Below are 25,276 nucleotides of genomic sequence, written 5' to 3'. Positions count from 1 at the left end.
GAGTAAAAATATTCTGTATAATAGAATATGTTGTAAAAATGGTCCGTTGGTCAAGGGGTTAAGACACCGCCTTTTCACGGCGGTAACACGGGTTCGAATCCCGTACGGACTATCGATAAACTGTCACCAAGTGGCAGTTTTTTTGTGTATTTGGACAAAATAGCTAAAAATAATAACCAAATAGTTAAAAAAACGTGCAGAATAGAAAAAAAGTCCAATGGGCTTCTTTATTTTTATAAAATACAGATAAAAGTAAAGGAGAGCTTATGGAATTTAATAAAATGTATCAAAAAGTAAAATATATCGTAAGAAAATGTGAAAAAGAATATTATATTCAATTATGGGAAAAGGATGATTGGGAACAAGAAGGACAGCTAACACTCTTTGAACTTTATCAAAAAAATCCTGAAATTGAAACAAATGAAGAATTACTTTATACATATTTCAAAACAAAATTTAGAAATCATATTAAAGATAAAATAAGACAACAGGAAAGTGATAAAAGAAAAATTAATAGACTTCCATATATTGAAATTGGAGAAATTAGTCACAGAATTTCATCAAGAAAAATATATTTAGATGAGCTGGTTGTTCTGAGAGATGCATTAAAACGTTTTAAAGAAAAATTAACCGTAAAAGAAAAAGAACAATATGAAGCATTACTAGCAAACAGAAGATGTCTAGGAAAAACAAAAATGAAAAAGAAATTAGAGAACTATTTAAAGGACTTTAAAAATTCAATTTAAAAACTGAAAGTTGACAGTGAATAAATGAACTTTCAAAAAAATAAAATTTTTTGGAAAAAAGTATTGACAGTAAGGGTAGGTCATGATATACTAATATAGTTGTCGCGCGAGAGCGACAAAGACCTTTGAAAACTGAACAAGACGAACCAATGTGCAGGGCGCTATAACTAAGGTTATAGTAACTGAACAATAAAAAAACAATAAATCTGTCAGTGACAGAATGAGTTTAAGACAAACAATTATTTTAATGAGAGTTTGATCCTGGCTCAGGATGAACGCTGGCGGCGTGCCTAATACATGCAAGTAGAACGCTGAAGCTTGGTGCTTGCACCGAGCGGATGAGTTGCGAACGGGTGAGTAACGCGTAGGTAACCTGCCTCTTAGCGGGGGATAACTATTGGAAACGATAGCTAATACCGCATAAAAGTCGATATCGCATGATATTGATTTGAAAGGTGCAATTGCATCACTAAGAGATGGACCTGCGTTGTATTAGCTAGTTGGTGAGGTAACGGCTCACCAAGGCGACGATACATAGCCGACCTGAGAGGGTGATCGGCCACACTGGGACTGAGACACGGCCCAGACTCCTACGGGAGGCAGCAGTAGGGAATCTTCGGCAATGGGGGCAACCCTGACCGAGCAACGCCGCGTGAGTGAAGAAGGTTTTCGGATCGTAAAGCTCTGTTGTAAGAGAAGAACGAGTGTGAGAGTGGAAAGTTCACACTGTGACGGTAACTTACCAGAAAGGGACGGCTAACTACGTGCCAGCAGCCGCGGTAATACGTAGGTCCCGAGCGTTATCCGGATTTATTGGGCGTAAAGCGAGCGCAGGCGGTTAGATAAGTCTGAAGTTAAAGGCTGTGGCTTAACCATAGTACGCTTTGGAAACTGTTTAACTTGAGTGCAGAAGGGGAGAGTGGAATTCCATGTGTAGCGGTGAAATGCGTAGATATATGGAGGAACACCGGTGGCGAAAGCGGCTCTCTGGTCTGTAACTGACGCTGAGGCTCGAAAGCGTGGGGAGCAAACAGGATTAGATACCCTGGTAGTCCACGCCGTAAACGATGAGTGCTAGGTGTTGGGTCCTTTCCGGGACTCAGTGCCGCAGCTAACGCATTAAGCACTCCGCCTGGGGAGTACGACCGCAAGGTTGAAACTCAAAGGAATTGACGGGGGCCCGCACAAGCGGTGGAGCATGTGGTTTAATTCGAAGCAACGCGAAGAACCTTACCAGGTCTTGACATCCCTCTGACCGCTCTAGAGATAGAGTTTTCCTTCGGGACAGAGGTGACAGGTGGTGCATGGTTGTCGTCAGCTCGTGTCGTGAGATGTTGGGTTAAGTCCCGCAACGAGCGCAACCCCTATTGTTAGTTGCCATCATTCAGTTGGGCACTCTAGCGAGACTGCCGGTAATAAACCGGAGGAAGGTGGGGATGACGTCAAATCATCATGCCCCTTATGACCTGGGCTACACACGTGCTACAATGGCTGGTACAACGAGTCGCGAGTCGGTGACGGCAAGCTAATCTCTTAAAGCCAGTCTCAGTTCGGATTGTAGGCTGCAACTCGCCTACATGAAGTCGGAATCGCTAGTAATCGCGGATCAGCACGCCGCGGTGAATACGTTCCCGGGCCTTGTACACACCGCCCGTCACACCACGAGAGTTTGTAACACCCGAAGTCGGTGAGGTAACCATTTGGAGCCAGCCGCCTAAGGTGGGATAGATGATTGGGGTGAAGTCGTAACAAGGTAGCCGTATCGGAAGGTGCGGCTGGATCACCTCCTTTCTAAGGAAATGGAAACCTGTACGTTGGTCTTGTTTAGTTTTGAGAGGTCTTGTGGGGCCTTAGCTCAGCTGGGAGAGCGCCTGCTTTGCACGCAGGAGGTCAGCGGTTCGATCCCGCTAGGCTCCATTAACACTGTAAGGGTGTTAAGATTGAACATTGAAAATTGAATATCTATATCAAATAGTAACAAGAAAATAAACCGAAACGCTGTAAATATTTAAAGAGTTTAGGTCGCAAGACCAAAAATAAGGTTAAGTTAATAAGGGCGCACGGTGGATGCCTTGGCACTAGAAGCCGAAGAAGGACGTGACAAACGACGAAATGCTTTGGGGAGCTGTAAGTAAGCGACGATCCAGAGATGTCCGAATGGGGGAACCCACTAGCTGATGGCTAGTACTCCTATCTGTTAAGGATAGGTAGAGGAAGACGCAGTGAACTGAAACATCTAAGTAGCTGCAGGAAGAGAAAGCAAAAGCGATTGCCTGAGTAGCGGCGAGCGAAACGGCAGGAGGGCAAACCGAAGAGTTTACTCTTCGGGGTTGTAGGACTGCAATGTGGACTTAAAGATTATAGAAGAATGACATGGGAAGGTCAGCCAAAGAGAGTAAGAGCCTCGTATTTGAAATAGTCTTTATACCTAGCAGTATCCTGAGTACGGCGGGACACGAGAAATCCCGTCGGAATCTGGGAGGACCATCTCCCAACCCTAAATACTCTCTAGTGACCGATAGTGAACCAGTACCGTGAGGGAAAGGTGAAAAGCACCCCGGGAGGGGAGTGAAATAGAACCTGAAACCGTGTGCCTACAACAAGTTCGAGCCCGTTAATGGGTGAGAGCGTGCCTTTTGTAGAATGAACCGGCGAGTTACGATATGATGCGAGGTTAAGTTGAAGAGACGGAGCCGTAGGGAAACCGAGTCTGAATAGGGCGTCTTAGTATTATGTCGTAGACCCGAAACCATGTGACCTACCCATGAGCAGGTTGAAGGTGAGGTAAAACTCACTGGAGGACCGAACCAGGGCACGTTGAAAAGTGCTTGGATGACTTGTGGGTAGCGGAGAAATTCCAAACGAACTTGGAGATAGCTGGTTCTCTCCGAAATAGCTTTAGGGCTAGCGTCGACATTAAGATTCTTGGAGGTAGAGCACTGTTTGGGTGAGGGGTCCATCCCGGATTACCAATCTCAGATAAACTCCGAATGCCAATGAATTATGGTCGGCAGTCAGACTGCGAGTGCTAAGATCCGTAGTCGAAAGGGAAACAGCCCAGACCACCAGCTAAGGTCCCAAAATAATTGTTAAGTGGAAAAGGATGTGGGGTTGCACAGACAACTAGGATGTTAGCTTAGAAGCAGCTATTCATTCAAAGAGTGCGTAATAGCTCACTAGTCGAGTGACCCTGCGCCGAAAATGTACCGGGGCTAAAACAATTTACCGAAGCTGTGGATACCTTTATAGGTATGGTAGGAGAGCGTTCTATGTGTGGAGAAGGTGTACCGTGAGGAGCGCTGGAACGCATAGAAGTGAGAATGCCGGTATGAGTAGCGAAAGACAGGTGAGAATCCTGTCCACCGTAAGACTAAGGTTTCCAGGGGAAGGCTCGTCCGCCCTGGGTTAGTCGGGACCTAAGGAGAGACCGAAAGGTGTATCCGATGGACAACAGGTTGATATTCCTGTACTAGAGTATGTAGTGAAGGAGGGACGCAGTAGGCTAACTAAAGCGTGCGACTGGAAGTGCACGTCTAAGCAGTGAGGTGTGAATTGAGTTAAATGCTTAATTCTATAACATTGAGCTGTGATGGGGAGCGAAGTTTAGTAGCGAAGTTAGTGACGTCACACTGCCAAGAAAAGCTTCTAGCGTTAATCATACTCTACCCGTACCGCAAACCGACACAGGTAGTCGAGGCGAGTAGCCTCAGGTGAGCGAGAGAACTCTCGTTAAGGAACTCGGCAAAATGACCCCGTAACTTCGGGAGAAGGGGTGCTGGCTTAAAGTCAGCCGCAGTGAATAGGCCCAAGCAACTGTTTATCAAAAACACAGCTCTCTGCTAAATCGTAAGATGATGTATAGGGGGTGACGCCTGCCCGGTGCTGGAAGGTTAAGAGGAGTGCTTAGCGGTAACGCGAAGGTATGAATTGAAGCCCCAGTAAACGGCGGCCGTAACTATAACGGTCCTAAGGTAGCGAAATTCCTTGTCGGGTAAGTTCCGACCCGCACGAAAGGCGTAATGATTTGGGCACTGTCTCAACGAGAGACTCGGTGAAATTTTAGTACCTGTGAAGATGCAGGTTACCCGCGACAGGACGGAAAGACCCCATGGAGCTTTACTGCAGTTTGATATTGAGTGTCTGTGCCACATGTACAGGATAGGTAGGAGCCATTGAGATCGGGACGCCAGTTTCGATGGAGGCGTTGTTGGGATACTACCCTTGTGTTATGGCCACTCTAACCCGGTAGGTTCATCATCTACGGAGACAGTGTCTGACGGGCAGTTTGACTGGGGCGGTCGCCTCCTAAAAGGTAACGGAGGCGCCCAAAGGTTCCCTCAGAATGGTTGGAAATCATTCGCAGAGTGTAAAGGTATAAGGGAGCTTGACTGCGAGAGCTACAACTCGAGCAGGGACGAAAGTCGGGCTTAGTGATCCGGTGGTTCCGTATGGAAGGGCCATCGCTCAACGGATAAAAGCTACCCTGGGGATAACAGGCTTATCTCCCCCAAGAGTTCACATCGACGGGGAGGTTTGGCACCTCGATGTCGGCTCGTCGCATCCTGGGGCTGTAGTCGGTCCCAAGGGTTGGGCTGTTCGCCCATTAAAGCGGCACGCGAGCTGGGTTCAGAACGTCGTGAGACAGTTCGGTCCCTATCCGTCGCGGGCGTAGGAAATTTGAGAGGATCTGCTCCTAGTACGAGAGGACCAGAGTGGACTTACCGCTGGTGTACCAGTTGTCTCGCCAGAGGCATCGCTGGGTAGCTATGTAGGGAAGGGATAAACGCTGAAAGCATCTAAGTGTGAAACCCACCTCAAGATGAGATTTCCCATGATTTTATATCAGTAAGAGCCCTGAGAGAAGATCAGGTAGATAGGTTAGGAGTGGAAGTTGTGTGAGCAATGGAGCGGACTAATACTAATAGCTCGAGGACTTATCCAAAGAGTCAGAAGATATTGACAACGAAAGGTTAACTTGTTAGAATATAGATGTTCAATTTTGAATGTTTAATCATTCAGAGTTAAGTGACGATAGCCTAGGAGATACACCTGTACCCATGCCGAACACAGCAGTTAAGCCCTAGAACGCCGGAAGTAGTTGGGGGTTGCCCCCTGTGAGATAAGGTAGTCGCTTAGCAAGAGATTGAGCCTAGTAGATACTAGGCTCATTTGGGAGTTTAGCTCAGCTGGGAGAGCATCTGCCTTACAAGCAGAGGGTCAGCGGTTCGATCCCGTTAACTCCCATAGGTCCCGTAGTGTAGCGGTTATCACGTCGCCCTGTCACGGCGAAGATCGCGGGTTCGATTCCCGTCGGGACCGTTAAAATAATGAAAATTATTTTAAGACTCGTTAGCTCAGTTGGTAGAGCAATTGACTTTTAATCAATGGGTCACTGGTTCGAGCCCAGTACGGGTCATATTTTGCGGGTTTGGCGGAATTGGCAGACGCACCAGATTTAGGATCTGGCGCTTTACGGCGTGGGGGTTCAAGTCCCTTAACCCGCATAAGAGAATAATAATGAGCCGGCTTAGCTCAGTTGGTAGAGCATCTGATTTGTAATCAGAGGGTCGCGTGTTCAAGTCATGTAGCCGGCATTTTTTTATATAAAGAAAGTAATGCGAACGTAGTTCAGTGGTAGAACACCACCTTGCCAAGGTGGGGGTCGCGGGTTCGAATCCCGTCGTTCGCTTGAGGAGGCCGGGGTGGCGGAACTGGCAGACGCACAGGACTTAAAATCCTGCGATTGGTAACGATCGTACCGGTTCGATTCCGGTCCTCGGCATAGACAAAGGTTGAAAGAAGCACCCTTAGCTCAACTGGATAGAGTACCTGACTACGAATCAGGCGGTTAGAGGTTCGACTCCTCTAGGGTGCATGGTCGCAAGGCTATGTAATAATTGAATAGGAATGAGCACCCTTAGCTCAACTGGATAGAGTACCTGACTACGAATCAGGCGGTTAGAGGTTCGACTCCTCTAGGGTGCATAAAGCGGTAGCTTTAGATCGGGAAGTAGCTCAGCTTGGTAGAGTACTTGGTTTGGGACCAAGGTGTCGCAGGTTCGAATCCTGTCTTCCCGATATTATGGCGGTGTAGCTCAGCTGGCTAGAGCGTCCGGTTCATACCCGGGAGGTCGGGGGTTCGATCCCCTTCGCCGCTATATTGTTGATCTTGTTGGACCTTTAGCTCAGCTGGTTAGAGCTCTCGGCTCATAACCGAGTGGTCGTAGGTTCAAGTCCTACAAGGTCCATTATTATCTTGGAGGATTACCCAAGTCCGGCTGAAGGGAACGGTCTTGAAAACCGTCAGGCGTGTAAAAGCGTGCGTGGGTTCGAATCCCACATCCTCCTTAATATTAACGCGGGATGGAGCAGCTCGGTAGCTCGTCGGGCTCATAACCCGAAGGTCGTAGGTTCAAATCCTGCTCCCGCAATTTGGCTCGGTAGCTCAGTTGGTAGAGCAATGGATTGAAGCTCCATGTGTCGGCGGTTCGATTCCGTCTCGCGCCATTTCTTTTAATAATAAGCGGGTGTAGTTTAGTGGTAAAACTACAGCCTTCCAAGCTGTTGTCGCGAGTTCGATTCTCGTCACCCGCTTTGAACATAGGTTCATTACCAAGTTTTTAACTTGGGCGCGTAGCTCAGGTGGTTAGAGCGCACGCCTGATAAGCGTGAGGTCGGTGGTTCGAGTCCACTCGTGCCCATTTTGGAGAATTACTCAAGAGGCTGAAGAGGACGGTTTGCTAAATCGTTAGGTCGGGTAACTGGCGCGGGGGTTCGAATCCCCCATTCTCCGTATAATTTCGAAGTTTGAGATGTCATCTCAAACTATTTTTTATATTTTTGAAGGTTTTGTCTATGTTCTTGAATCGATTCTTTAAAATTTTTAGTTTTGTGTTTGTTTTAACTGTTTCAGGAATTTTATTTCTTTTTCCATCTGTTAGAACTTCGATTGTTTTAAAATTTTCTGATATATTAGCTATTGTTGATAAGGCAGTATCGGTACCATTTGTTGTTGTGGAATCTAAGGCAAAGGATTTAAAGAATTTATCTGAATTAAATGATGAAAACCGTTCGTTAAAATCACGTCTTTATCAAAAGGATATTGACCAGTCAAAACTTAACCGTTTGGAATCAGAAAATAGAGAATTAAAGGATTTGATGTCAATCAAGAATTCTGTATCGGGTTCTAAACAAGTCGTTAGTGAGATTATTGACCGTAATTATGGTTCGTGGGATCAGGAATTTGTTATTGATAAAGGTAGTTCAGATGGAATTTCTGATTCTATGTTTGTTCTTTCGTCTGGTGGCGTCATTGGTGTGGTAGAAAGTATAGAGAAAAATTCTAGCAAAGTGAAATTATTAGTTGAAGATACTATTTCTTCACAACACCTGACGTTTAAAATTGAGAGTCAAGGTCAATCTATTTTTGCTTTATTAAATGGTTATGAAGAGAAGACAGGTGAGTTTCGGTTGTTGCAAATTGGAGATCCAATTGAAATTAAAAAAGGAACACTCGTTTCAACAAGTGGCTTAGGAAAATACAAGAGTAGTGACTTACCTCTTGGGACTGTGACTTCTACTCAAAAGGTATCTGATCAGTTAGGGCAAGAAATTCGTGTGAAACCAAAGGCTAATTTAGATGTCAATCGTTATGTACTATTGATTGGAGAGTAGTGTGAAAGTCATACGTAAGTACCATTTTTTCCCTTTATTCTTGTTAATATCTTTATTTGTTGATGGGCAAATCTCTTTTCTTATTTCTCGTTTCAGTCCAAGCTCCTTTGAACCTACTTCATTTTTATTTCTATATGGTTTTATGTTACTGAGTCTCTATTTCTCGGAGATAGCTAGTATTTGGTTGGGAATCCTCTTTGGTTTTTGTTTTGATGTGTATTTTTTACGCACTATAGGAATTGCCTTCCTAGTCTTCCCTTTCTTACAGGTGATTTTTTATCGGTGTAATCAGATTATTTTGGTCAATCGATTGACTCGTTTTTTTACATTTTTATTAACGATTCTAATATTTCAGGTTTCAACCAATCTTCTTCTGGTTATTTTTGTTGGTATAAAATTCAAATGGATTACTCTCATTATCCATCAAATTGCGCCTAGTTTAATTTTGAATATGCTTCTAATGATCGTATTACAGCCTTTACTTGAAAAGATTTATTTATAAACTCGAAATAAAAATGTAACAATAGCGTAATATAAATTTTCAAAAAATTTGTTATACTAGTTAGTGTCTTATTAGAAAGGGAAAATTTATCTAATGAAGAAAAAATTATTTGCCACAATCTTATTGAGTACAGTTGCTTTATCACAAGGTGCTGTTGTAGCAGGTGTATCAGCTGACTCAACAGATGATAAGATTGCTGCTCAAGATAACAAAATCAATAGTATTAATCAACAACAACAAAGTGCACAAGCTCAGGTAGATCAAATCCAAGGTCAAGTATCTGAAATTAAACAACAACAAGAAAATCTTCAAGCTGAAAATGACCGTTTGAATGAAGAATCTGAACGATTGTCAGCTGAGATCGATGAGTTGTCAAAAAATATTGTTGCTCGTCAAGAATCACTTGCAAATCAAGCACGTAGTGCTCAAACAACTGGAACTGCAACAAGCTATATTAATGCGATTGTTAGCTCTGGATCTTTGACAGAAGCTATCTCACGTATTTCTGCTATGAATGAAATTGCAGATGCTAACAACAAAATGTTGCAAGAGCAAAAACGTGATAAAGAAGATATTGCACAAAAACAAAAAGAAAACAACGACGCTATCAATACTGTTATTGCAAATAAACAGCAATTAGAAGATGATGCGCAAGCTTTGTCAACTAAAGAAGCTGAGTTGAAAGTGGCACAATTGAATTTGGCAGCTGAAAAATCATCTGCTGAAAACGAAAAGAACGCTTTGTTGCAACAAAAAGCTGAAGCTGAAAAAGCGGCAGCGGCAGCGGCAGCAGCCGAAGCAGCTTACCGTGCAAAACAAAAGGAACAACAAGCAGCTGTGAAAGCTTCTGCAAATACTACCCTTCAAGCACAAGTTCAGGCAGCAGCTCAAACACCTGCTGCAACACCAGCGGCAGCAGCTCAAACACCTACAGCAGCAGCTCAACCTGCTGTTCAAACTCAAGCAGCAGCATCAGCAGCACCAGTAGCAACTGTTTCTCGTCCAACTTATAGTACATCTGCATCATCTTATCCAGTTGGTGAATGTACATGGGGTGCGAAGACATTGGCTCCATGGGCTGGCGATTACTGGGGCAACGGTGGTCAATGGGCTGCAAGTGCAGCGGCTGCTGGATTCCGCACAGGATCTCAACCACAAGTTGGTGCTATTGCATGTTGGAATGATGGTGGATATGGACACGTAGCAGTCGTTACAGCTGTTCAATCTACAACAAGTATCCAAGTTTCTGAATCTAACTATAACGGTATCCGTAGTATTGGAAATTACCGTGGTTGGTTCAACCCAACAACAGCTCAAGGTACTGTAACTTATATCTATCCAAACTAAGAATTACCATGAAGCAGGACAGTTGTTCTGCTTCTTTTTTTGAAATAGTGTCGGTAGAGCCGGATTTTGTATTTTCCATAAATTAATATTTGAATATTTGCTTAAAAAGCGATAAAATGTTTACAGGAGAAATTTGTGCTGACTGTACAATATGGTTTTTAGATTTTACTGGAGGAAATCATGTCATTTTCTGATTTAATGCTCTTTGCTTTGTCGTCAAATCAAGAATTGGCTCAACGTGTGTCTCGCGAAATGGGACTACCGCTTGGAAAGTCAACGGTTCGTCAATTTTCTGATGGAGAAATTCAGGTTAATATTGAAGAATCAATCCGTGGGAAAGATGTTTATATTTTGCAATCCACTAGCTCACCGGTTAATGATAATCTTATGGAAATTTTGATTATGGTAGATGCCTTGAAACGAGCTAGTGCGCAATCGATTAATGTGGTGATGCCGTATTACGGCTATGCTCGTCAAGACCGGAAAGCTCGGGCTCGTGAACCAATCACTTCTAAGTTGGTAGCTAATATGCTTGAGGTTGCTGGAGTTGATCGTCTCTTGACAATTGATTTGCACGCTGCTCAAATTCAAGGCTTCTTTGATATTCCTGTTGACCACTTGATGGGTGCGCCTTTGATCGCAGACTATTTCGAACGTCGCGGGATGATTGGAAAAGACTATGTTGTTGTCAGTCCAGACCATGGTGGTGTGACTCGTGCTCGGAAATTGGCTGAATTTTTGAAGACTCCGATTGCGATTATTGATAAACGCCGGAGTGTCGATAAGATGAATACGAGTGAAGTGATGAATATCATTGGGAGTGTTGAAGGTAAAACTTGTATTTTGATTGATGATATGATTGATACAGCTGGTACAATCTGTCATGCGGCGGATGCCCTTGCTGAAGCAGGAGCTGTAGAGGTTTATGCAAGCTGTACGCACCCTGTTTTATCAGGTCCAGCGATGGGCAACATTCAAAAATCAGCGATTAAAAAATTGGTGGTATTGGATACGATTTATCTACCGGAAGATCGATTGATTGATAAGATTGAGCAAATTTCGATTGCCAAACTCCTTGCTGAAGCAATTGTGCGTATTCATGAAAATCGTCCTCTTTCCCCTCTATTTGAAATCGGAAATGCCAAAAAATGTTAACAATAAGGAGGCTGGGTAACTGGCCTCTTTTATTTAGGAGGATATACAAATGGAAATCAGAAAATGGTTGGAAAATCTAAAAAAAGAAAAGAAACGGAAAAAACTGGTTCAAGCAGCTAAAGAACTAGAAGCAAAGGCTGATCCTAGTTTGCCCAAGAAACGATTGCCAAAAAATGGGGTGGTGAAATAGGATAGAAAAGATTTCTATTTTTTAAATACATTTTTATATATGAATAGAGTATTTTTCCAAGATGGTTTTAAATTCGTAGTTCTATATCTCAAATGGATCAAAAGATTAAACTTTTTTTAAAAAATAATGGAAAAAGTCTTGACATAGGCAGAATATCCTAGTATACTAGTCATAGTTACGAAGTAACGAATAATTTTTGAAAAGAAAAAAGGAGATAAAACAATGAAAAAAGTTTTATTATCATCAGTAGCAGCTCTTGCAGTATTTGCTGCAGCAGCACCAGTTCTTGCCGAAGGTGGAGTCAACGGTGGAGCTAACAATCCTAGAGGACCTCAAGATACTGACGTCGCTTCAAAATACTATGATCAATCTGAATTTGTAAGTGCTCGTACAGTTGAAGAATACCTTAACGGTCACATGGACGAAATCAAAGCTGAAGCAGCGGCTGATCCAGCAGTAGTAGCAGCTAAAGCTGAATTTGATGCTGTTGAAGGTGGTTCACACCTTTACGGAGAAAAGAAAGCAGCTTATGAAGCAGCATTCAATACTGCATTCTTGAACGTACGTAACAAATATGTACAACAATTCCAAACTGTTCAAAACACAGCTAAGAAAAAAGAAGGCCGTTACTATATCTTGAATGAAACTCCAGAACAAGCTAACGCTCGTTACTTGAAAGAACATGGAATTAATCCAGAACAAGCTAACGCAGACGCAGCTAAAGCAGACGCAGCTAAAGCTGACGCAGCTAAAGCAGAAGAAGCAGCTAAAAAAGCAGAAGCTGGTAAAGCTGGTTCAAAACAAGCTGGTAAAGCTCTTCCAAAAACAAGCGCAGTTAAATAATTTGATTATTAATTAGCTCGTAAAATATCACTGGACCTTCGGGTTCAGTGTTATTTTTTAGAAAAAATCATCAAGAGGAGATCAATCAATGAAAAGAGCTGGGGAAAAAAGTTCAAATAAATTGGGTGTTGTAATTGCTGCTCTTGTTGCAGTTGTTGTTCTTGTTGCTGGATTTATTTTCTTTAATCCATTTGGAGGAACTAAGTCATCTGGCACGGCTAAAAAAACAACTGGAACAAGCTCAACCAAGCAAGAAACTAAATATGAACCAAGCCAAGAAGAAAAAGATTACTTGAAAAATCGTTTTGCTCAGTTAACAGCTGTTAACCCTGAGGCAATTGCTTATGTCTATGCACCGGGTACTGAGTTGGATGAACCTGTTGTACAAACCACTGACAATGAAACTTATTTGAATAAGACGTTTGATGGTGGAAATGAACCATACATGGGGACAGTCTTCATGGATATGGACAACAAGAAAGACTTCAGTGATCGTTTGACTTGGTTGTTTGGTCATGCTCGTGGTAGTAAGGTCGGCGATCATCGCATGTTTAATGATGTCAACTACTATGACAAACAAGAGTATTTGGACCAACATCCGTATGTTGTGATTGAGACACCAGAGCGGAAATATTATTATGAAGTAATGGGATTGGTCATTGTCCCAGAGGACACCGCTTTCTACCGTACAAGCTTTACTGATGACAATGATTTTACGACACAATTGAAGAATATCTATGAGTCAGCTCGTACGAAGAATCCTAATATCAAGATCAAAGCATCTGATAAATACTTAGTATTGTCAACTTGTCGTGAAGAGGATGAAACCATTCGTTCTAACCTCTACCTTCGTCAAATTCCTGATTCAGAAATGAAGGATTTTGTGGCAAAACATGCAGATCAATTGAAATACGTGGCAACACGTGGTCAACAATAATGACTTGAAAGACTTAGCATTGCTAAGTCTTTTTTGCATGGAAGGATTGTTGAAATGTCCATTGGTGGTAAGCAAAAGGTGGGGATCTGGCTTGTTCTTTTGCGATGGGGTCCTATTTATAGTATAATGAATATAAGTGTTTTGGAGGTGTTCTATGGATTTAACGACACGTTTTAATAAAAATCTGAATCGGATTGAAGTATCTTTGATTCGTCAGTTCGATCAATCAATTTCTTCCATTCCTGGTGTCTTGCGTTTGACTTTGGGGGAACCAGATTTTACAACTCCTGAACATGTAAAAGAAGCAGGAAAGGCTGCCATTGATGCGAACTTTAGCCATTACACTGGGATGAGTGGTTTGTTGGCTTTGCGTGAGGCTGCGAGTCAGTTTGTGGCTGACAAGTATGGTATTCACTACCGTCCTGAGGATGAGATATTGGTGACGATCGGTGCGACTGAAGCCCTATCTGCCACCTTGACAGCGATCTTGGAACCTGGGGATGTAGTGCTACTCCCAGCGCCAGCTTATCCTGGTTATGAACCGATTGTGAATTTGGTTGGGGCGGAAATTGTCGAAATTGATACGACAGCAGATCGTTTTGTCTTGACTCCTGAAAAGTTGGAAAAGGCGATTCTAGAGCAGGGTGAAAAATTGAAGGCTGTTATTCTCAATTATCCAGCTAATCCAACGGGTGTCACTTATTCGCGCGAACAGATGGCAGAATTGGCTGCTGTCCTAAAAAAATATGAAGTCTTTGTGATTTGTGATGAAGTTTATTCAGAGCTAACTTATACTGGAAAAGCGCATGTCTCTATGGCATCCTTCATTCCTGAGCAGACCATTGTCATTAATGGTTTGTCTAAGTCTCATGCCATGACAGGCTGGCGACTTGGCTTTATCTTTGCTCCGGCTGTATTGACGGCCCAACTTATCAAGAGTCATCAGTATTTGGTAACGGCTGCTGGAACGATGAACCAGTATGCTGCGATCGAAGCTTTGACGGAAGGTCGAGATGATGCGGAACCGATGAAGAAGGAATATGTGAAGCGTCGGGATTATATTATCGAACAGATGTCCGCGCTTGGGTTTGAGATGATTAAGCCAGATGGTGCCTTTTATATTTTTGCTAAAATCCCAGCTGGTTATAATCAAGACTCCTTTGCTTTCTTGCAGGATTTTGCGCGTGAAAAAGCAGTTGCTTTTATTCCTGGTGCTGCTTTTGGTCAATATGGTGAAGGCTATGTGCGTTTGTCGTATGCAGCCAGCATGGAGGTTATCAAGGAAGCAATGAAACGCTTGAAGGAGTATATGGAAGAACATGCTGGAGTCAATTGAGACCCGGGGAATTGTCCTGTATAATCGGGAGTTTCGTGAAGATGACAAGCTGGTCAAAATTTTCACGGAGAAGTCAGGGAAGCGGATGTTTTTTGTGAAACATGCGGGAAAATCACGGTTGAATCCCATGTTGCAACCTTTGGTAACGGCAGATATGTTGTTGAAAATCAATGATGATGGGTTGAGTTATATTGATGATTTTCAAGATGTGCAGGTTTATAAAAAAATCAATGCAGATCTTTTTGCCCTTTCTTATGCGACCTATGTTCTGGCGCTTGCAGATGCAAGTATTCAGGATAATCAGGTGGATCCAGCCCTGTTTGCTTTTTTGGAAAAGACCTTGTCTTTGATGGAAGAGGGACTGGATTATGAGGTTTTGACCAATATTTTTGAGATTCAGATTCTATCACGATTTGGAGTTATCTTGAATCTGCATGAATGCTGTTTCTGTCATCGGGTTGGACTTCCTTTTGATTACTCTTTTCGCTATAGTGGGGTCCTTTGTCCGGATCATTATGATCAGGATGAGAGACGCGCTCACTGGCATCCGAATGTTCTCTATTTATTGGATCAGTTTCAAGCAGTACGATTCAATGAGTTAGAGACGATTTCTCTACAAGCAGAGATGAAAGCAGCTCTGCGTCAGGCAATTGATCAGTTGTATGAGGAGTATGTAGGGATCCATTTAAAAGCTAAAAAGTTTATCGATTCCTTAAGTGATTGGGGAGCGATTATGAAAGATTCATCTGGAGGTGAAACATGAAAAAAATTGCAGTAGATGCAATGGGGGGCGATAATGCACCTCAAGCCTTGGTAGAAGGTGTGAATCAAGCTATTCGTGATTTTGATGATATTGAGATTGTCTTGTATGGTGATGAGGCAAAAATCAAAAACTATTTAACAGCAACAGAGCGTGTATCGATTGTTCATACGGAAGAAAAAATCGATTCAGATGATGAGCCGACGCGTGCTATTCGTCGGAAGAAGCAAGCTTCTATGGTCTTGGCTGCCAAGGATGTGAAGGCTGGTGAGGTGGATGCCATGCTTTCTGCAGGAAATACAGGTGCTTTGTTGGCAGCAGGCTTCTTTATCGTTGGCCGTATCAAAGGGGTGGAACGCCCTGGATTGATGTCCACACTTCCGACGGTTGATGGTCGCGGGTATGACATGTTGGACTTAGGTGCTAATGCGGAAAATACACCAGAGCACTTGCATCAGTATGCTGTAATGGGGTCTTACTATGCGGAAAACGTTCGTGGGATTCAAAAACCACGTGTGGGTCTATTGAACAATGGGACAGAAGCTAGTAAGGGAGATCCTTTGCGCAAGGAAACTTACCAATTGTTATCTGAGGATGCGTCGATTCATTTTGTTGGAAATGTGGAAGCGCGTGATTTGATGGATGGTGTTGCAGATGTTGTTGTGGCGGATGGTTTCACGGGAAACGCTGTCTTGAAAACGATGGAAGGAACGGCTTTTGGGATCTTGAAGCAATTGAAACAAGCAATTGCCACAGGAAACTGGAAGGCGAAATTTGGAGCTTTTCTGCTCAAGGACCGTTTGAAATCATTGAAGCAAACCTTGGATTTCTCAGATGTTGGAGGAGCGGTCTTGTTTGGTCTTCAAGCACCTGTTGTTAAAACGCATGGTTCGAGTGATGCCAAAGCTGTCTATAGCACGATTCGTCAGATTCGGACCATGTTAGAGACAGATGTTGTTGGAAAATCAGTGAAGGAATTATCGAAGGAAGGGTAATGTATGAGTAAACAAAACGAAATTTTAGTTACAATTGAGGAATTTCTCAAAGATCGCAAGGGTCCAGACTTTCAAGTATCTTTGGAATCTGACTTACGTAAGGATTTACAGGCGGATTCTGTTGAATTGATGGAATTTATTATCAATCTTGAGGATGAATACCAAATTGAGATTCCGGACAAGGCTATTGATGAATTTAACACAGTAGGGGATGTTGTCGACTATATCGAAAAACGAACTGCTGGTCACTAATGAAAAAGGGATCGTTCAGAGATTATTCTGGATGATCTTTTTTTCTGTCCTTTTTATTCGGATTCTGCTTATATTGTACGGAATTTTATTGAAAATACACTTTGTATGTGATAGAATGAAGGTGATAAAATACGAAAGGCGAACAAAGTCATGACCAATCAACTGATTTATACTGGAAAAGCTAAGGATATCTATACTACTGAGGACGAACATGTGATTAAGTCGGTCTATAAGGACCAAGCCACTATGCTAAATGGGGCTCGTAAGGAGACTATTAAAGGAAAAGGTGTGCTAAATAATCAGATTTCGTCTCTTATTTTTGAAAAATTGAATGCTGCGGGTGTTGCGACTCACTTTATAAAACGTATTTCTGACACAGAACAACTCAACAAGAAAGTAAAAATTATTCCTTTGGAGGTGGTTCTTCGTAATGTGACTGCTGGTTCTTTCTCTAAACGTTTTGGCGTTGAAGAAGGTTTGGACTTGAAGACTCCAATCGTTGAATTTTACTACAAGAACGATGATTTGGATGACCCATTCATCAATGATGAGCATGTGAAGTTTTTGGATATTGCCAATGATGAGCAAATTGCCTATATCAAGGAAGAAACACGTCGTATCAATGAATTGCTGAAAGATTGGTTTGCACAAATTGGTCTTCGCTTGATTGACTTCAAATTGGAATTTGGTTTTGATAAGGATGGCAAGATTATCTTGGCGGATGAATTCTCTCCAGATAACTGCCGCCTTTGGGATGCTGAAGGGCACCATATGGACAAGGATGTTTTCCGTAGAGATTTGGGCAGTTTAACGGATGTATATCAGGTTGTGTTGGAGAAATTACAGGGCTTGAAATAAGTTGTTTGAAAGGGAAAACCTTCGTCTTTCAAGTAAAAGGACTCAGGCTGAAAAGGTCTACTAGACCTTTTCACTCCGTCGTGATCTTGGTAGCTTGACAGATGTTTATGAAGTTGTATTGGAAAAATTGCAAGGTTTGAAGTGATCTTTTTGAAATAGAAAACCTTCGTCTTCGATAACATGTTTGAATAGAAATAAAGGAAATAAAATGGATAAACGTATTTTCGTTGAGAAAAAAGCTGATTTTCGTGTGAAATCGGACTCTTTAGTAAAAGAATTACAGCATAATCTTCAGTTGAAAACTTTGAAGGATCTTCGGATTGTTCAGGTCTACGATGTCTTTGGTTTGGCAGAGGACTTGTTTGCGCGTGCAGAAAAACACATCTTCTCTGAGCAAGTGACCGATACTATTTTGGATGAAGCTGCGGTTCAGGCTGATCTTGAGAAGCATGCTTTCTTTGCGATCGAAAGTTTGCCTGGTCAATTTGACCAACGTGCGGCATCTTCACAAGAAGCTTTGCTGTTGCTTGGTAGTTCAAATGACGTAACAGTGAATACAGCGCAATTGTACTTGGTTAACAAGGATATCGATGCGAATGAGTTGGAAGCTGTTAAAAACTACCTCTTGAACCCAGTGGATTCTCGTTTCAAAGATATCACTGTTGGCATTGCGAAACAGGATTTCTCTGAGTCTGACAAGACCATTCCAAGCTTGGATTTCTTTGAAACTTATACGGCAGAAGATTTTGTACAGTATAAGGCAGAGCAAGGATTGGCCATGGAAGTGGATGACCTTCTCTTCATTCAAGATTACTTCAAGTCTATTGGACGTGTGCCAACTGAGACTGAGCTTAAGGTTTTGGATACTTACTGGTCTGACCACTGCCGTCATACAACTTTCGAGACTGAGTTGAAGAATATCGACTTCTCAGCTTCTAAATTTGAAAAACAATTGCAAGCGACTTATGACAAGTATATTGCCATGCGTGATGAGTTGGGACGTACAGAAAAACCTCAAACCTTGATGGATATGGCGACTATTTTTGGCCGTTATGAGCGTGCTAATGGTCGTTTGGAGGACATGGAAGTGTCTGATGAAATCAATGCCTGCTCAGTTGAAATTGAAGTAGATGTCAATGGTGTCAAAGAACCATGGCTTCTTATGTTCAAGAATGAAACGCACAACCACCCAACGGAGATCGAACCATTTGGTGGAGCGGCTACTTGTATCGGTGGTGCCATTCGTGACCCATTGTCAGGTCGTTCATACGTTTACCAAGCCATGCGTATCTCAGGTGCTGGTGATATCACGGCTCCAATTTCAGAAACTCGCGCTGGTAAATTGCCACAACAAGTGATTTCTAAAACAGCGGCTCACGGTTATTCTTCATATGGTAACCAAATTGGTCTTGCCACAACCTATGTTCGTGAATACTTCCACCCAGGTTTCGTTGCTAAGCGTATGGAGCTAGGTGCAGTTGTCGGTGCGGCTCCTAAGGAAAATGTGGTTCGTGAGAAACCTGAAGCTGGAGATGTCGTGATCCTTCTCGGTGGGAAGACTGGGCGTGACGGTGTCGGTGGTGCGACAGGCTCTTCTAAAGTTCAAACGGTTGAATCTGTTGAAACAGCTGGTGCTGAGGTTCAAAAAGGGAATGCCATCGAAGAACGTAAGATTCAACGTCTTTTCCGTAATGGGGAAGTGACCCGTCTAATCAAGAAATCAAATGACTTTGGTGCTGGTGGTGTCTGTGTGGCTATCGGTGAATTGGCAGATGGTCTTGAAATTGATCTAGACAAAGTGCCATTGAAATACCAAGGCTTGAACGGTACAGAAATTGCTATCTCTGAATCTCAAGAACGTATGGCCGTAGTGGTTCGTCCAGAAGATGTAGATGCCTTCGTTGCTGAATGTAACAAAGAAAATATTGATGCTGTTGTCGTTGCAACAGTAACAGAAAAACCAAATCTTGTCATGCACTGGAATGGTGAAACAATCGTTGATTTGGAACGTCGTTTCCTTGATACAAACGGTGTGCGTGTAGTCGTAGATGCTAAGGTGGTTGACAAGGATGTCAAGCTGCCAGAAGAACGTCAAACATCTGCTGAAACCCTTGAAGCTGATACTCTTGAAGTCTTGGCTGATCTTAACCATGCCAGTCAAAAAGGGTTGCAAACCATCTTTGATAGCTCAGTTGGTCGTTCAACAGTTAATCACCCACTTGGTGGTCGCTACCAAATCACACCAACGGAAGCTTCTGTACAGAAATTGCCAGTCCAACATGGCGTGACAACAACTGCATCTGTTATGGCGCAAGGATTCAACCCTTATGTAGCAGAATGGTCTCCATATCATGGTGCTGCCTATGCGGTCATCGAAGCCACAGCTCGTTTGGTTGCTGCTGGTGCAAACTGGTCTAAGGCTCGTTTCTCTTATCAGGAATACTTCGAGCGTATGGATAAACAAGCAGAGCGTTTTGGTCAACCAGTCTCAGCTCTTCTTGGATCCATTGAAGCTCAGATTCAACTTGGTTTGCCATCTATCGGTGGGAAAGACTCTATGTCTGGTACCTTTGAAGAATTGACAGTACCACCAACCTTGGTTGCTTTTGGTGTCACAACTGCGGATAGCCGTAAGGTTCTTTCTCCAGAATTTAAAGCTGCTGGTGAAAATATTTACTACATTCCTGGTCAAGCTTTGGCACAAGAAATTGACTTCGATCTTATCAAGTCTAACTTTGCTCAATTTGAAGCCATCCAAGCTAACCACAAAGTGACAGCTGCATCAGCTGTTAAATATGGTGGTGAGGTTGAAGCTCTTGCCCTTGCAACATTTGGGAACCATATCGGAGCAAACGTCGAATTAGCTGACCTTGACACTAGCTTGACAGCTCAATTGGGTGGATTCGTCTTCACATCGCCTGAAGAAATTGCAGGTGTTGCCAAGATTGGACAAACAGTAGCTGACTTTACACTTACTGTCAATGGTGTAACGCTTGATGGACACAAACTTGACAGTGCCTTCCAAGGTAAATTGGAAGAAGTTTACCCAACGGAATTTGCACAAGCAACTGAGTTGGAAGAAGTACCGGCTGTAACAACAAATGCTGTGATTAAAGCTAAAGAAACAGTTGACACACCAGTAGTTTACATCCCGGTATTCCCAGGTACCAACTCAGAATATGACTCCGCTAAGGCCTTCGAAAAAGAAGGAGCAAAAGTTAACCTGGTACCATTTGTCACACTGAATGAAGAGGCGATTGTCAAGTCTGTTGACACCATGGTTGACAATATCGAAAAAGCTAATATTATCTTCTTTGCAGGTGGCTTCTCAGCAGCGGATGAACCAGATGGATCAGCTAAATTCATCGTAAACATCTTGCTCAATGAAAAAGTACGTGCAGCTATCGATCACTTCATCGAACGTGGTGGTTTGATTATTGGTATCTGTAACGGATTCCAAGCCCTTGTCAAATCAGGTCTTCTTCCATATGGTAACTTTGAAGATGCAAGTAGCACCAGTCCAACCCTCTTCTACAACGATGCCAACCAACACGTGGCTAAGATGGTAGAAACACGGATTGCCAACACCAACTCACCATGGCTTGCCGGAGTAGAAGTTGGTGACATCCATGCCATTCCAGTATCACACGGTGAAGGGAAATTTGTCGTGACAGCTGAGGAATTCGCAGAGCTTCGTGACAATGGTCAAATCTTTACCCAATATGTTGACTTCGAAGGTAAACCAAGCATGGATTCTAAATATAATCCTAACGGATCTGTAAATGCTATCGAAGGTATCACAAGTAAGAACGGTCAAATTATTGGTAAGATGGGTCACTCAGAACGTTTCGAAGATGGTCTCTTCCAAAATATTCCAGGAAATAAAGACCAACATCTCTTTGCATCAGCGGTTAAATACTTTACTGGAAAATAAAAGGTATACAAAATGACATACGAAGTTAAATCTCTTAATGAAGAATGTGGTATTTTTGGGATCTGGGGACACCCAGATGCTGCAAAACTGACTTATTTCGGATTACACAGTCTTCAACACCGTGGTCAAGAAGGGGCAGGGATCCTTTCGAATGATGCGGGTCAATTAAAACGGTATCGTGACACGGGGCTTCTCTCAGAAGTATTTCGAAATCCTGCTAACTTGGATAAGTTAACAGGAACGGGAGCGATTGGCCATGTTCGCTATGCGACAGCTGGGGAAGCTTCGGTGGATAACATCCAACCCTTCCTCTTTCGCTTTCATGATACCCAGTTTGGACTGGCCCACAACGGGAATTTGACCAATGCCAAGTCCCTTAAACGGGAGTTGGAAAATAACGGAGCGATCTTTAGCTCAACTTCTGATTCAGAAATCTTGGCCCACTTGATTCGTCGGAGCCACAACCCTTCTTTCATGGGTAAGGTGAAAGAAGCCCTGAATACGGTGAAAGGTGGATTTGCTTACCTTCTCATGCTGGAAGATAAGCTGATTGCGGCCTTGGATCCAAATGGTTTCCGTCCTCTTTCGATTGGGAAAATGGCCAATGGCGCTATCGTAGTTTCCTCTGAAACCTGTGCCTTTGAAGTGGTTGGTGCTGAGTGGATCCGCGATGTGAATCCAGGTGAAGTCGTGATCATCGATGATAACGGCATCACTTACGATAACTATACAACGGACACCCAATTGGCTGTTTGTTCGATGGAGTATATCTACTTTGCCCGCCCGGACTCCAATATTCAAGGGGTCAATGTCCATACAGCTCGTAAACGTATGGGGGCTCAATTGGCACGTGAATTTAAACATGAAGCAGATATTGTGATCGGTGTACCTAACTCTTCACTTAGTGCAGCTATGGGATTTGCGGAAGAATCCGGCCTACCAAATGAAATGGGCTTGATTAAAAACCAATACACCCAACGGACCTTTATTCAACCGACACAAGAATTACGGGAGCAAGGGGTTCGGATGAAGCTCTCTGCCGTATCCGGTGTCGTGAAAGGCAAACGGGTTGTCATGATCGATGATTCTATCGTACGTGGGACAACATCACGTCGAATTGTGAAGTTATTGAAAGAAGCAGGAGCTACAGAGGTCCACGTAGCAATCGGTAGCCCAGCCCTTGCTTATCCATGTTTCTACGGGATCGATATTCAAACACGTAAGGAATTGATTGCTGCCAATCACACAGTAGAGGAAACACGCGATATCATTGGTGCAGATAGCTTGACGTATTTGTCAATCGATGGCTTGATTGATTCTATTGGAATTGATACAGATGCTCCAAATGGCGGTCTTTGTGTGGCTTACTTTGATGGAAAATATCCAACGCCTTTGTATGACTACGAAGAACGCTATGTGGAAAGTTTGAAAGAACATACTTCTTTCTATTAAGAGCAGTGCAAAAGAAAAGGAATGAAACAAATGACAAATAAAAATGCGTATGCGCAGTCTGGTGTGGATGTTGAAGCAGGTTATGAAGTTGTTGAACGGATCAAAAAACACGTGGCTCGTACGGAACGCGCAGGTGTTATGGGAGCTCTCGGTGGCTTCGGTGGCATGTTTGACCTTTCAAAAACAGGTGTCAAAGAGCCCGTTTTGATCTCAGGTACAGATGGTGTCGGTACTAAACTCATGCTTGCTATTAAGTACGACAAACACGATACGATCGGTCAAGACTGTGTGGCTATGTGTGTTAACGATATCATCGCTGCAGGTGCGGAGCCCCTTTACTTCCTTGACTATATCGCAACTGGTAAAAATGAACCTGCTAAATTAGAGCAAGTCGTTGCTGGTGTTGCAGAAGGTTGTGTGCAGGCTGGTGCAGCCCTTATCGGTGGAGAAACGGCTGAAATGCCTGGTATGTATGGTGAAGATGACTATGATTTGGCTGGGTTTGCTGTCGGTGTTGCAGAAAAATCTCAAATCATTGACGGTTCAAAAGTAGCTGAAGGGGATGTGATTCTTGGACTTGCTTCAAGCGGTATCCACTCAAATGGTTACTCACTTGTTCGTCGTGTCTTTGCGGATTACACAGGTGAAGAAGTTCTCCCAGAATTGGAAGGGAAGAAACTTAAAGACGTTCTTTTGGAGCCAACTCGTATCTACGTCAAAGCAGCATTGCCACTCATCAAAGAAGAATTGGTCAACGGAATTGCCCACATCACAGGTGGTGGTTTCATCGAAAATGTACCACGTATGTTCTCAGATGACTTGGCTGCTGAAATTGACGAAAGCAAAGTGCCAGTTCTTCCAATTTTCAAAGCCCTTGAAAAATATGGCCAAATCAAACATGAAGAAATGTTTGAAATCTTCAACATGGGGATTGGTCTCATGCTTGCAGTGAAACCAGAAAATGTGGAACGTGTCAAAGAACTTCTTGACGAACCTGTTTATGAAATCGGTCGTATTGTGAAGAAAGATGGCGCAAGTGTGGTGATTAAATAATGGTGCTATCACCATTTTATACGGAGAAATTGTAGAAAGGAATGTTTAGTTAGCAAGCCTAACTGAACACGGGACTCATTTTCTAGGAAAAAAGAGAAATCATTCTGTGGGTAAGCACCCAGCAATGATTTCCTATTTTTCTACGAAACTGTTCGGCTAGCCGAAACGTCCCTTTGTATCAAATATGAAAATCGCTGTTTTTGCCTCTGGCAATGGCTCAAACTTTCAGGTGATTGCAGAACAATTTCCAGTAGAATTTGTTTTTTCAGATCATCGTGATGCCTATGTCTTAGAACGGGCCAAAAATCTTGGTGTGGTGAGTCATGCCTATGAACTCAAGGAATTTGACAATAAAGCAGCTTATGAAGAAGCTATCGTCAAACTCTTGGATGAACACCAGATTGACTTGGTTTGTTTGGCGGGTTATATGAAAATCGTTGGCCCAACCTTGCTAGCAGCTTATGAAGGCCGTATCATCAATATTCACCCGGCTTATCTCCCTGAATTTCCAGGTGCTCATGGCATTGAGGATGCTTGGAATGCAGGTGTTGCTGAGAGCGGTGTGACTATTCACTGGGTGGATTCTGGTGTGGATACTGGTAAGGTTATCAAACAAGTCCGCGTGCCGCGCCTTGAAGGGGATACCCTTGATACTTTCGAAACTCGCATCCATGAAACAGAGTACAAACTCTATCCAGAAGTCTTGGAACGTTTGGGAGTGGAGAGAAGGTAAGAAGGAAATCAAGTTTTGATTGTGTAATCTTGGTAGGAGAAAAATGATTAATCTGAAGTTAGTAGATGAGAGCAGTTTTCAGGCAGTGCTGGATTTGAAAATATCTGAAGCTGATGAACGAGCACGTTTTGTAGCTCCCAATGTGCTTTCTTTAGCTGACGCATGGCTCTACCGAGAGAATGGGGATGTGTTTCCAATGGCAATCTATTGGAATGAGCTAGTAGTTGGTTTTCTACTGTTGGAAATAGATAAGGATGAGGCAGAATACTTTATCTGGCGGATAATGATTGGCCAGCAGTACCAAGGAAAAGGTTATGGACGAAAAGCCTTGGAAGCTCTGATCAAAGAGGCTCAGATGGATAGAGCTTGCAATCATATTATCGCAGATTATGTAGTTGGAAATGAAAAAATGAAGTACCTGCTGACTAGTTTGGGTTTTCAGGAAACAGGATTTATAGAAGAAAATAACGAAGTCGCTATGCGGTTGGATCTAAAGAAAGAGGAATAGA

At 43.0% G+C, this 25,276-nt stretch carries 18 protein-coding genes, 20 tRNA genes and 3 rRNA genes; all 41 read left to right on the top strand.

The features are described from left to right. Positions 1–40 precede the first annotated feature (40 nt). The 41 genes from SM123_RS00775 (at position 41) to SM123_RS00575 (ending at position 25,275) form a co-directional block, all read left to right on the top strand. Positions 41–112, top strand: a tRNA-Glu gene (locus SM123_RS00775). A gap of 154 nt (positions 113–266) precedes the next feature. Beyond that, positions 267–746 carry a sigma-70 family RNA polymerase sigma factor gene (locus tag SM123_RS00770; RefSeq protein ID WP_003009261.1) on the top strand — a complete coding sequence of 160 codons (480 nt, stop codon included), beginning with the start codon at positions 267–269 and terminating at the stop codon, positions 744–746. Positions 747–989: 243 nt separating this feature from the next. Continuing rightward, a 16S ribosomal RNA gene (locus SM123_RS00765) occupies positions 990–2,537 on the top strand. Positions 2,538–2,590: 53 nt separating this feature from the next. Next, a tRNA-Ala gene (locus SM123_RS00760) sits at positions 2,591–2,663 on the top strand. 123 nt (positions 2,664–2,786) lie between these two features. Further along, positions 2,787–5,688 (top strand): 23S ribosomal RNA (locus SM123_RS00755). A 79-nt stretch (positions 5,689–5,767) separates the two neighbouring features. Then, positions 5,768–5,883, top strand: a 5S ribosomal RNA gene (rrf, locus tag SM123_RS00750). Together the 16S, 23S and 5S rRNA genes with 19 tRNA genes alongside form the textbook arrangement of a ribosomal RNA operon. Before the next feature lie 34 nt (positions 5,884–5,917). Then, positions 5,918–5,990 (top strand) — tRNA-Val (locus SM123_RS00745). A 2-nt stretch (positions 5,991–5,992) separates the two neighbouring features. Then, positions 5,993–6,065 (top strand) — tRNA-Asp (locus tag SM123_RS00740). Between the two features lie 24 nt (positions 6,066–6,089). Then, positions 6,090–6,162: transfer RNA gene (locus tag SM123_RS00735), tRNA-Lys, on the top strand. A 6-nt stretch (positions 6,163–6,168) separates the two neighbouring features. Further along, positions 6,169–6,250, top strand: a tRNA-Leu gene (locus SM123_RS00730). 17 nt (positions 6,251–6,267) lie between these two features. Continuing rightward, positions 6,268–6,340, top strand: a tRNA-Thr gene (locus SM123_RS00725). 23 nt (positions 6,341–6,363) lie between these two features. Further along, positions 6,364–6,435, top strand: a tRNA-Gly gene (locus SM123_RS00720). 7 nt (positions 6,436–6,442) lie between these two features. Next, positions 6,443–6,528, top strand: a tRNA-Leu gene (locus SM123_RS00715). A gap of 19 nt (positions 6,529–6,547) precedes the next feature. Beyond that, positions 6,548–6,621 (top strand) — tRNA-Arg (locus SM123_RS00710). Positions 6,622–6,657: 36 nt separating this feature from the next. Next, positions 6,658–6,731 (top strand) — tRNA-Arg (locus SM123_RS00705). 19 nt (positions 6,732–6,750) lie between these two features. Beyond that, positions 6,751–6,824 (top strand) — tRNA-Pro (locus tag SM123_RS00700). Between the two features lie 6 nt (positions 6,825–6,830). Next, a tRNA-Met gene (locus SM123_RS00695) sits at positions 6,831–6,904 on the top strand. Positions 6,905–6,920: 16 nt separating this feature from the next. After that, a tRNA-Ile gene (locus SM123_RS00690) sits at positions 6,921–6,994 on the top strand. Positions 6,995–7,004: 10 nt separating this feature from the next. Next, positions 7,005–7,094, top strand: a tRNA-Ser gene (locus SM123_RS00685). A 9-nt stretch (positions 7,095–7,103) separates the two neighbouring features. Next, positions 7,104–7,177: transfer RNA gene (locus tag SM123_RS00680), tRNA-Met, on the top strand. 3 nt (positions 7,178–7,180) lie between these two features. Beyond that, positions 7,181–7,253: transfer RNA gene (locus SM123_RS00675), tRNA-Phe, on the top strand. Positions 7,254–7,269: 16 nt separating this feature from the next. After that, positions 7,270–7,340 (top strand) — tRNA-Gly (locus SM123_RS00670). A 33-nt stretch (positions 7,341–7,373) separates the two neighbouring features. After that, positions 7,374–7,447, top strand: a tRNA-Ile gene (locus tag SM123_RS00665). A gap of 4 nt (positions 7,448–7,451) precedes the next feature. Then, positions 7,452–7,539 (top strand) — tRNA-Ser (locus SM123_RS00660). Between the two features lie 62 nt (positions 7,540–7,601). Further along, on the top strand, positions 7,602–8,420 hold the full coding sequence (gene mreC, locus SM123_RS00655; RefSeq protein ID WP_320909602.1) for a rod shape-determining protein MreC: 819 nt from the start codon (positions 7,602–7,604) through the stop codon (positions 8,418–8,420). Position 8,421: 1 nt separating this feature from the next. Then, positions 8,422–8,922, top strand: coding sequence for a rod shape-determining protein MreD (gene mreD / locus SM123_RS00650; RefSeq protein ID WP_320909601.1), 501 nt, complete (start codon positions 8,422–8,424; stop codon positions 8,920–8,922). A 93-nt stretch (positions 8,923–9,015) separates the two neighbouring features. After that, a complete protein-coding gene (gene pcsB, locus SM123_RS00645; protein WP_320909600.1) occupies positions 9,016–10,269 on the top strand; it encodes a peptidoglycan hydrolase PcsB in 1,254 nt (417 codons plus the stop codon). A 180-nt stretch (positions 10,270–10,449) separates the two neighbouring features. After that, positions 10,450–11,424 carry a ribose-phosphate diphosphokinase gene (locus tag SM123_RS00640; protein WP_024054582.1) on the top strand — a complete coding sequence of 325 codons (975 nt, stop codon included), beginning with the start codon at positions 10,450–10,452 and terminating at the stop codon, positions 11,422–11,424. A 49-nt stretch (positions 11,425–11,473) separates the two neighbouring features. Then, positions 11,474–11,614, top strand: a complete 141-nt coding sequence (locus tag SM123_RS00635; RefSeq protein ID WP_173018797.1) for a hypothetical protein — start codon at positions 11,474–11,476, stop codon at positions 11,612–11,614. 222 nt (positions 11,615–11,836) lie between these two features. Continuing rightward, entirely contained in the window at positions 11,837–12,457 is a 621-nt protein-coding gene (gene abpA, locus SM123_RS00630) for an amylase-binding adhesin AbpA (RefSeq protein WP_070594694.1), read from the top strand. 88 nt (positions 12,458–12,545) lie between these two features. Continuing rightward, the gene (srtB, locus tag SM123_RS00625) at positions 12,546–13,394 is read left to right on the top strand and encodes a class B sortase, LPKTxAVK-specific (protein WP_320909599.1); all 849 of its coding nucleotides are present in this window, start codon (positions 12,546–12,548) and stop codon (positions 13,392–13,394) included. A gap of 154 nt (positions 13,395–13,548) precedes the next feature. Next, positions 13,549–14,730, top strand: coding sequence for a pyridoxal phosphate-dependent aminotransferase (locus SM123_RS00620; protein WP_320909598.1), 1,182 nt, complete (start codon positions 13,549–13,551; stop codon positions 14,728–14,730). Next, complete coding sequence (gene recO / locus SM123_RS00615) at positions 14,714–15,493, top strand: DNA repair protein RecO (protein WP_049486261.1); 780 nt, start codon at positions 14,714–14,716, stop codon at positions 15,491–15,493. Before SM123_RS00620 ends, recO begins: the two co-directional genes overlap by 17 nt. Beyond that, positions 15,490–16,485 carry a phosphate acyltransferase PlsX gene (gene plsX, locus SM123_RS00610; protein WP_320909597.1) on the top strand — a complete coding sequence of 332 codons (996 nt, stop codon included), beginning with the start codon at positions 15,490–15,492 and terminating at the stop codon, positions 16,483–16,485. The genes recO and plsX overlap by 4 nt, the downstream gene beginning before the upstream one ends. Before the next feature lie 3 nt (positions 16,486–16,488). After that, positions 16,489–16,737 (top strand): acyl carrier protein, encoded by a 249-nt coding sequence (locus SM123_RS00605; RefSeq protein WP_021154192.1) that lies wholly within the window; start codon positions 16,489–16,491, stop codon positions 16,735–16,737. Positions 16,738–16,887: 150 nt separating this feature from the next. Then, complete coding sequence (purC, locus tag SM123_RS00600) at positions 16,888–17,595, top strand: phosphoribosylaminoimidazolesuccinocarboxamide synthase (protein ID WP_195424205.1); 708 nt, start codon at positions 16,888–16,890, stop codon at positions 17,593–17,595. Positions 17,596–17,803: 208 nt separating this feature from the next. Beyond that, positions 17,804–21,529, top strand: a complete 3,726-nt coding sequence (locus SM123_RS00595) for a phosphoribosylformylglycinamidine synthase (protein ID WP_320909596.1) — start codon at positions 17,804–17,806, stop codon at positions 21,527–21,529. Between the two features lie 12 nt (positions 21,530–21,541). After that, positions 21,542–22,981 (top strand): amidophosphoribosyltransferase, encoded by a 1,440-nt coding sequence (gene purF / locus SM123_RS00590; RefSeq protein WP_320909595.1) that lies wholly within the window; start codon positions 21,542–21,544, stop codon positions 22,979–22,981. A gap of 30 nt (positions 22,982–23,011) precedes the next feature. Then, on the top strand, positions 23,012–24,034 hold the full coding sequence (gene purM / locus SM123_RS00585; RefSeq protein ID WP_031574112.1) for a phosphoribosylformylglycinamidine cyclo-ligase: 1,023 nt from the start codon (positions 23,012–23,014) through the stop codon (positions 24,032–24,034). 184 nt (positions 24,035–24,218) lie between these two features. After that, positions 24,219–24,767 carry a phosphoribosylglycinamide formyltransferase gene (gene purN / locus SM123_RS00580; protein ID WP_320909594.1) on the top strand — a complete coding sequence of 183 codons (549 nt, stop codon included), beginning with the start codon at positions 24,219–24,221 and terminating at the stop codon, positions 24,765–24,767. A gap of 43 nt (positions 24,768–24,810) precedes the next feature. Next, complete coding sequence (locus tag SM123_RS00575) at positions 24,811–25,275, top strand: GNAT family N-acetyltransferase (protein ID WP_320909593.1); 465 nt, start codon at positions 24,811–24,813, stop codon at positions 25,273–25,275. Position 25,276: the final 1 nt, after the last annotated feature.

The organism is Streptococcus sp. S5 (genome assembly GCF_034134805.1).
Classification (GTDB): domain Bacteria; phylum Bacillota; class Bacilli; order Lactobacillales; family Streptococcaceae; genus Streptococcus; species Streptococcus lingualis.
This window is presented reverse-complemented; position numbering and strand designations above follow the sequence as displayed.

Bases quoted from the DNA above. Each gene is read 5' to 3' on its own strand.
- SM123_RS00770 (WP_003009261.1), top strand. From the start codon at position 267: ATGGAATTTAATAAAATGTATCAAAAAGTAAAATATATCGTAAGAAAA.
- mreC (WP_320909602.1), top strand. From the start codon at position 7,602: ATGTTCTTGAATCGATTCTTTAAAATTTTTAGTTTTGTGTTTGTTTTA.
- pcsB (WP_320909600.1), top strand. From the start codon at position 9,016: ATGAAGAAAAAATTATTTGCCACAATCTTATTGAGTACAGTTGCTTTA.
- SM123_RS00640 (WP_024054582.1), top strand. From the start codon at position 10,450: ATGTCATTTTCTGATTTAATGCTCTTTGCTTTGTCGTCAAATCAAGAA.
- SM123_RS00635 (WP_173018797.1), top strand. From the start codon at position 11,474: ATGGAAATCAGAAAATGGTTGGAAAATCTAAAAAAAGAAAAGAAACGG.
- abpA (WP_070594694.1), top strand. From the start codon at position 11,837: ATGAAAAAAGTTTTATTATCATCAGTAGCAGCTCTTGCAGTATTTGCT.
- srtB (WP_320909599.1), top strand. From the start codon at position 12,546: ATGAAAAGAGCTGGGGAAAAAAGTTCAAATAAATTGGGTGTTGTAATT.
- SM123_RS00620 (WP_320909598.1), top strand. From the start codon at position 13,549: ATGGATTTAACGACACGTTTTAATAAAAATCTGAATCGGATTGAAGTA.
- recO (WP_049486261.1), top strand. From the start codon at position 14,714: ATGCTGGAGTCAATTGAGACCCGGGGAATTGTCCTGTATAATCGGGAG.
- plsX (WP_320909597.1), top strand. From the start codon at position 15,490: ATGAAAAAAATTGCAGTAGATGCAATGGGGGGCGATAATGCACCTCAA.
- SM123_RS00605 (WP_021154192.1), top strand. From the start codon at position 16,489: ATGAGTAAACAAAACGAAATTTTAGTTACAATTGAGGAATTTCTCAAA.
- purC (WP_195424205.1), top strand. From the start codon at position 16,888: ATGACCAATCAACTGATTTATACTGGAAAAGCTAAGGATATCTATACT.
- SM123_RS00595 (WP_320909596.1), top strand. From the start codon at position 17,804: ATGGATAAACGTATTTTCGTTGAGAAAAAAGCTGATTTTCGTGTGAAA.
- purF (WP_320909595.1), top strand. From the start codon at position 21,542: ATGACATACGAAGTTAAATCTCTTAATGAAGAATGTGGTATTTTTGGG.
- purM (WP_031574112.1), top strand. From the start codon at position 23,012: ATGACAAATAAAAATGCGTATGCGCAGTCTGGTGTGGATGTTGAAGCA.
- purN (WP_320909594.1), top strand. From the start codon at position 24,219: ATGAAAATCGCTGTTTTTGCCTCTGGCAATGGCTCAAACTTTCAGGTG.
- SM123_RS00575 (WP_320909593.1), top strand. From the start codon at position 24,811: ATGATTAATCTGAAGTTAGTAGATGAGAGCAGTTTTCAGGCAGTGCTG.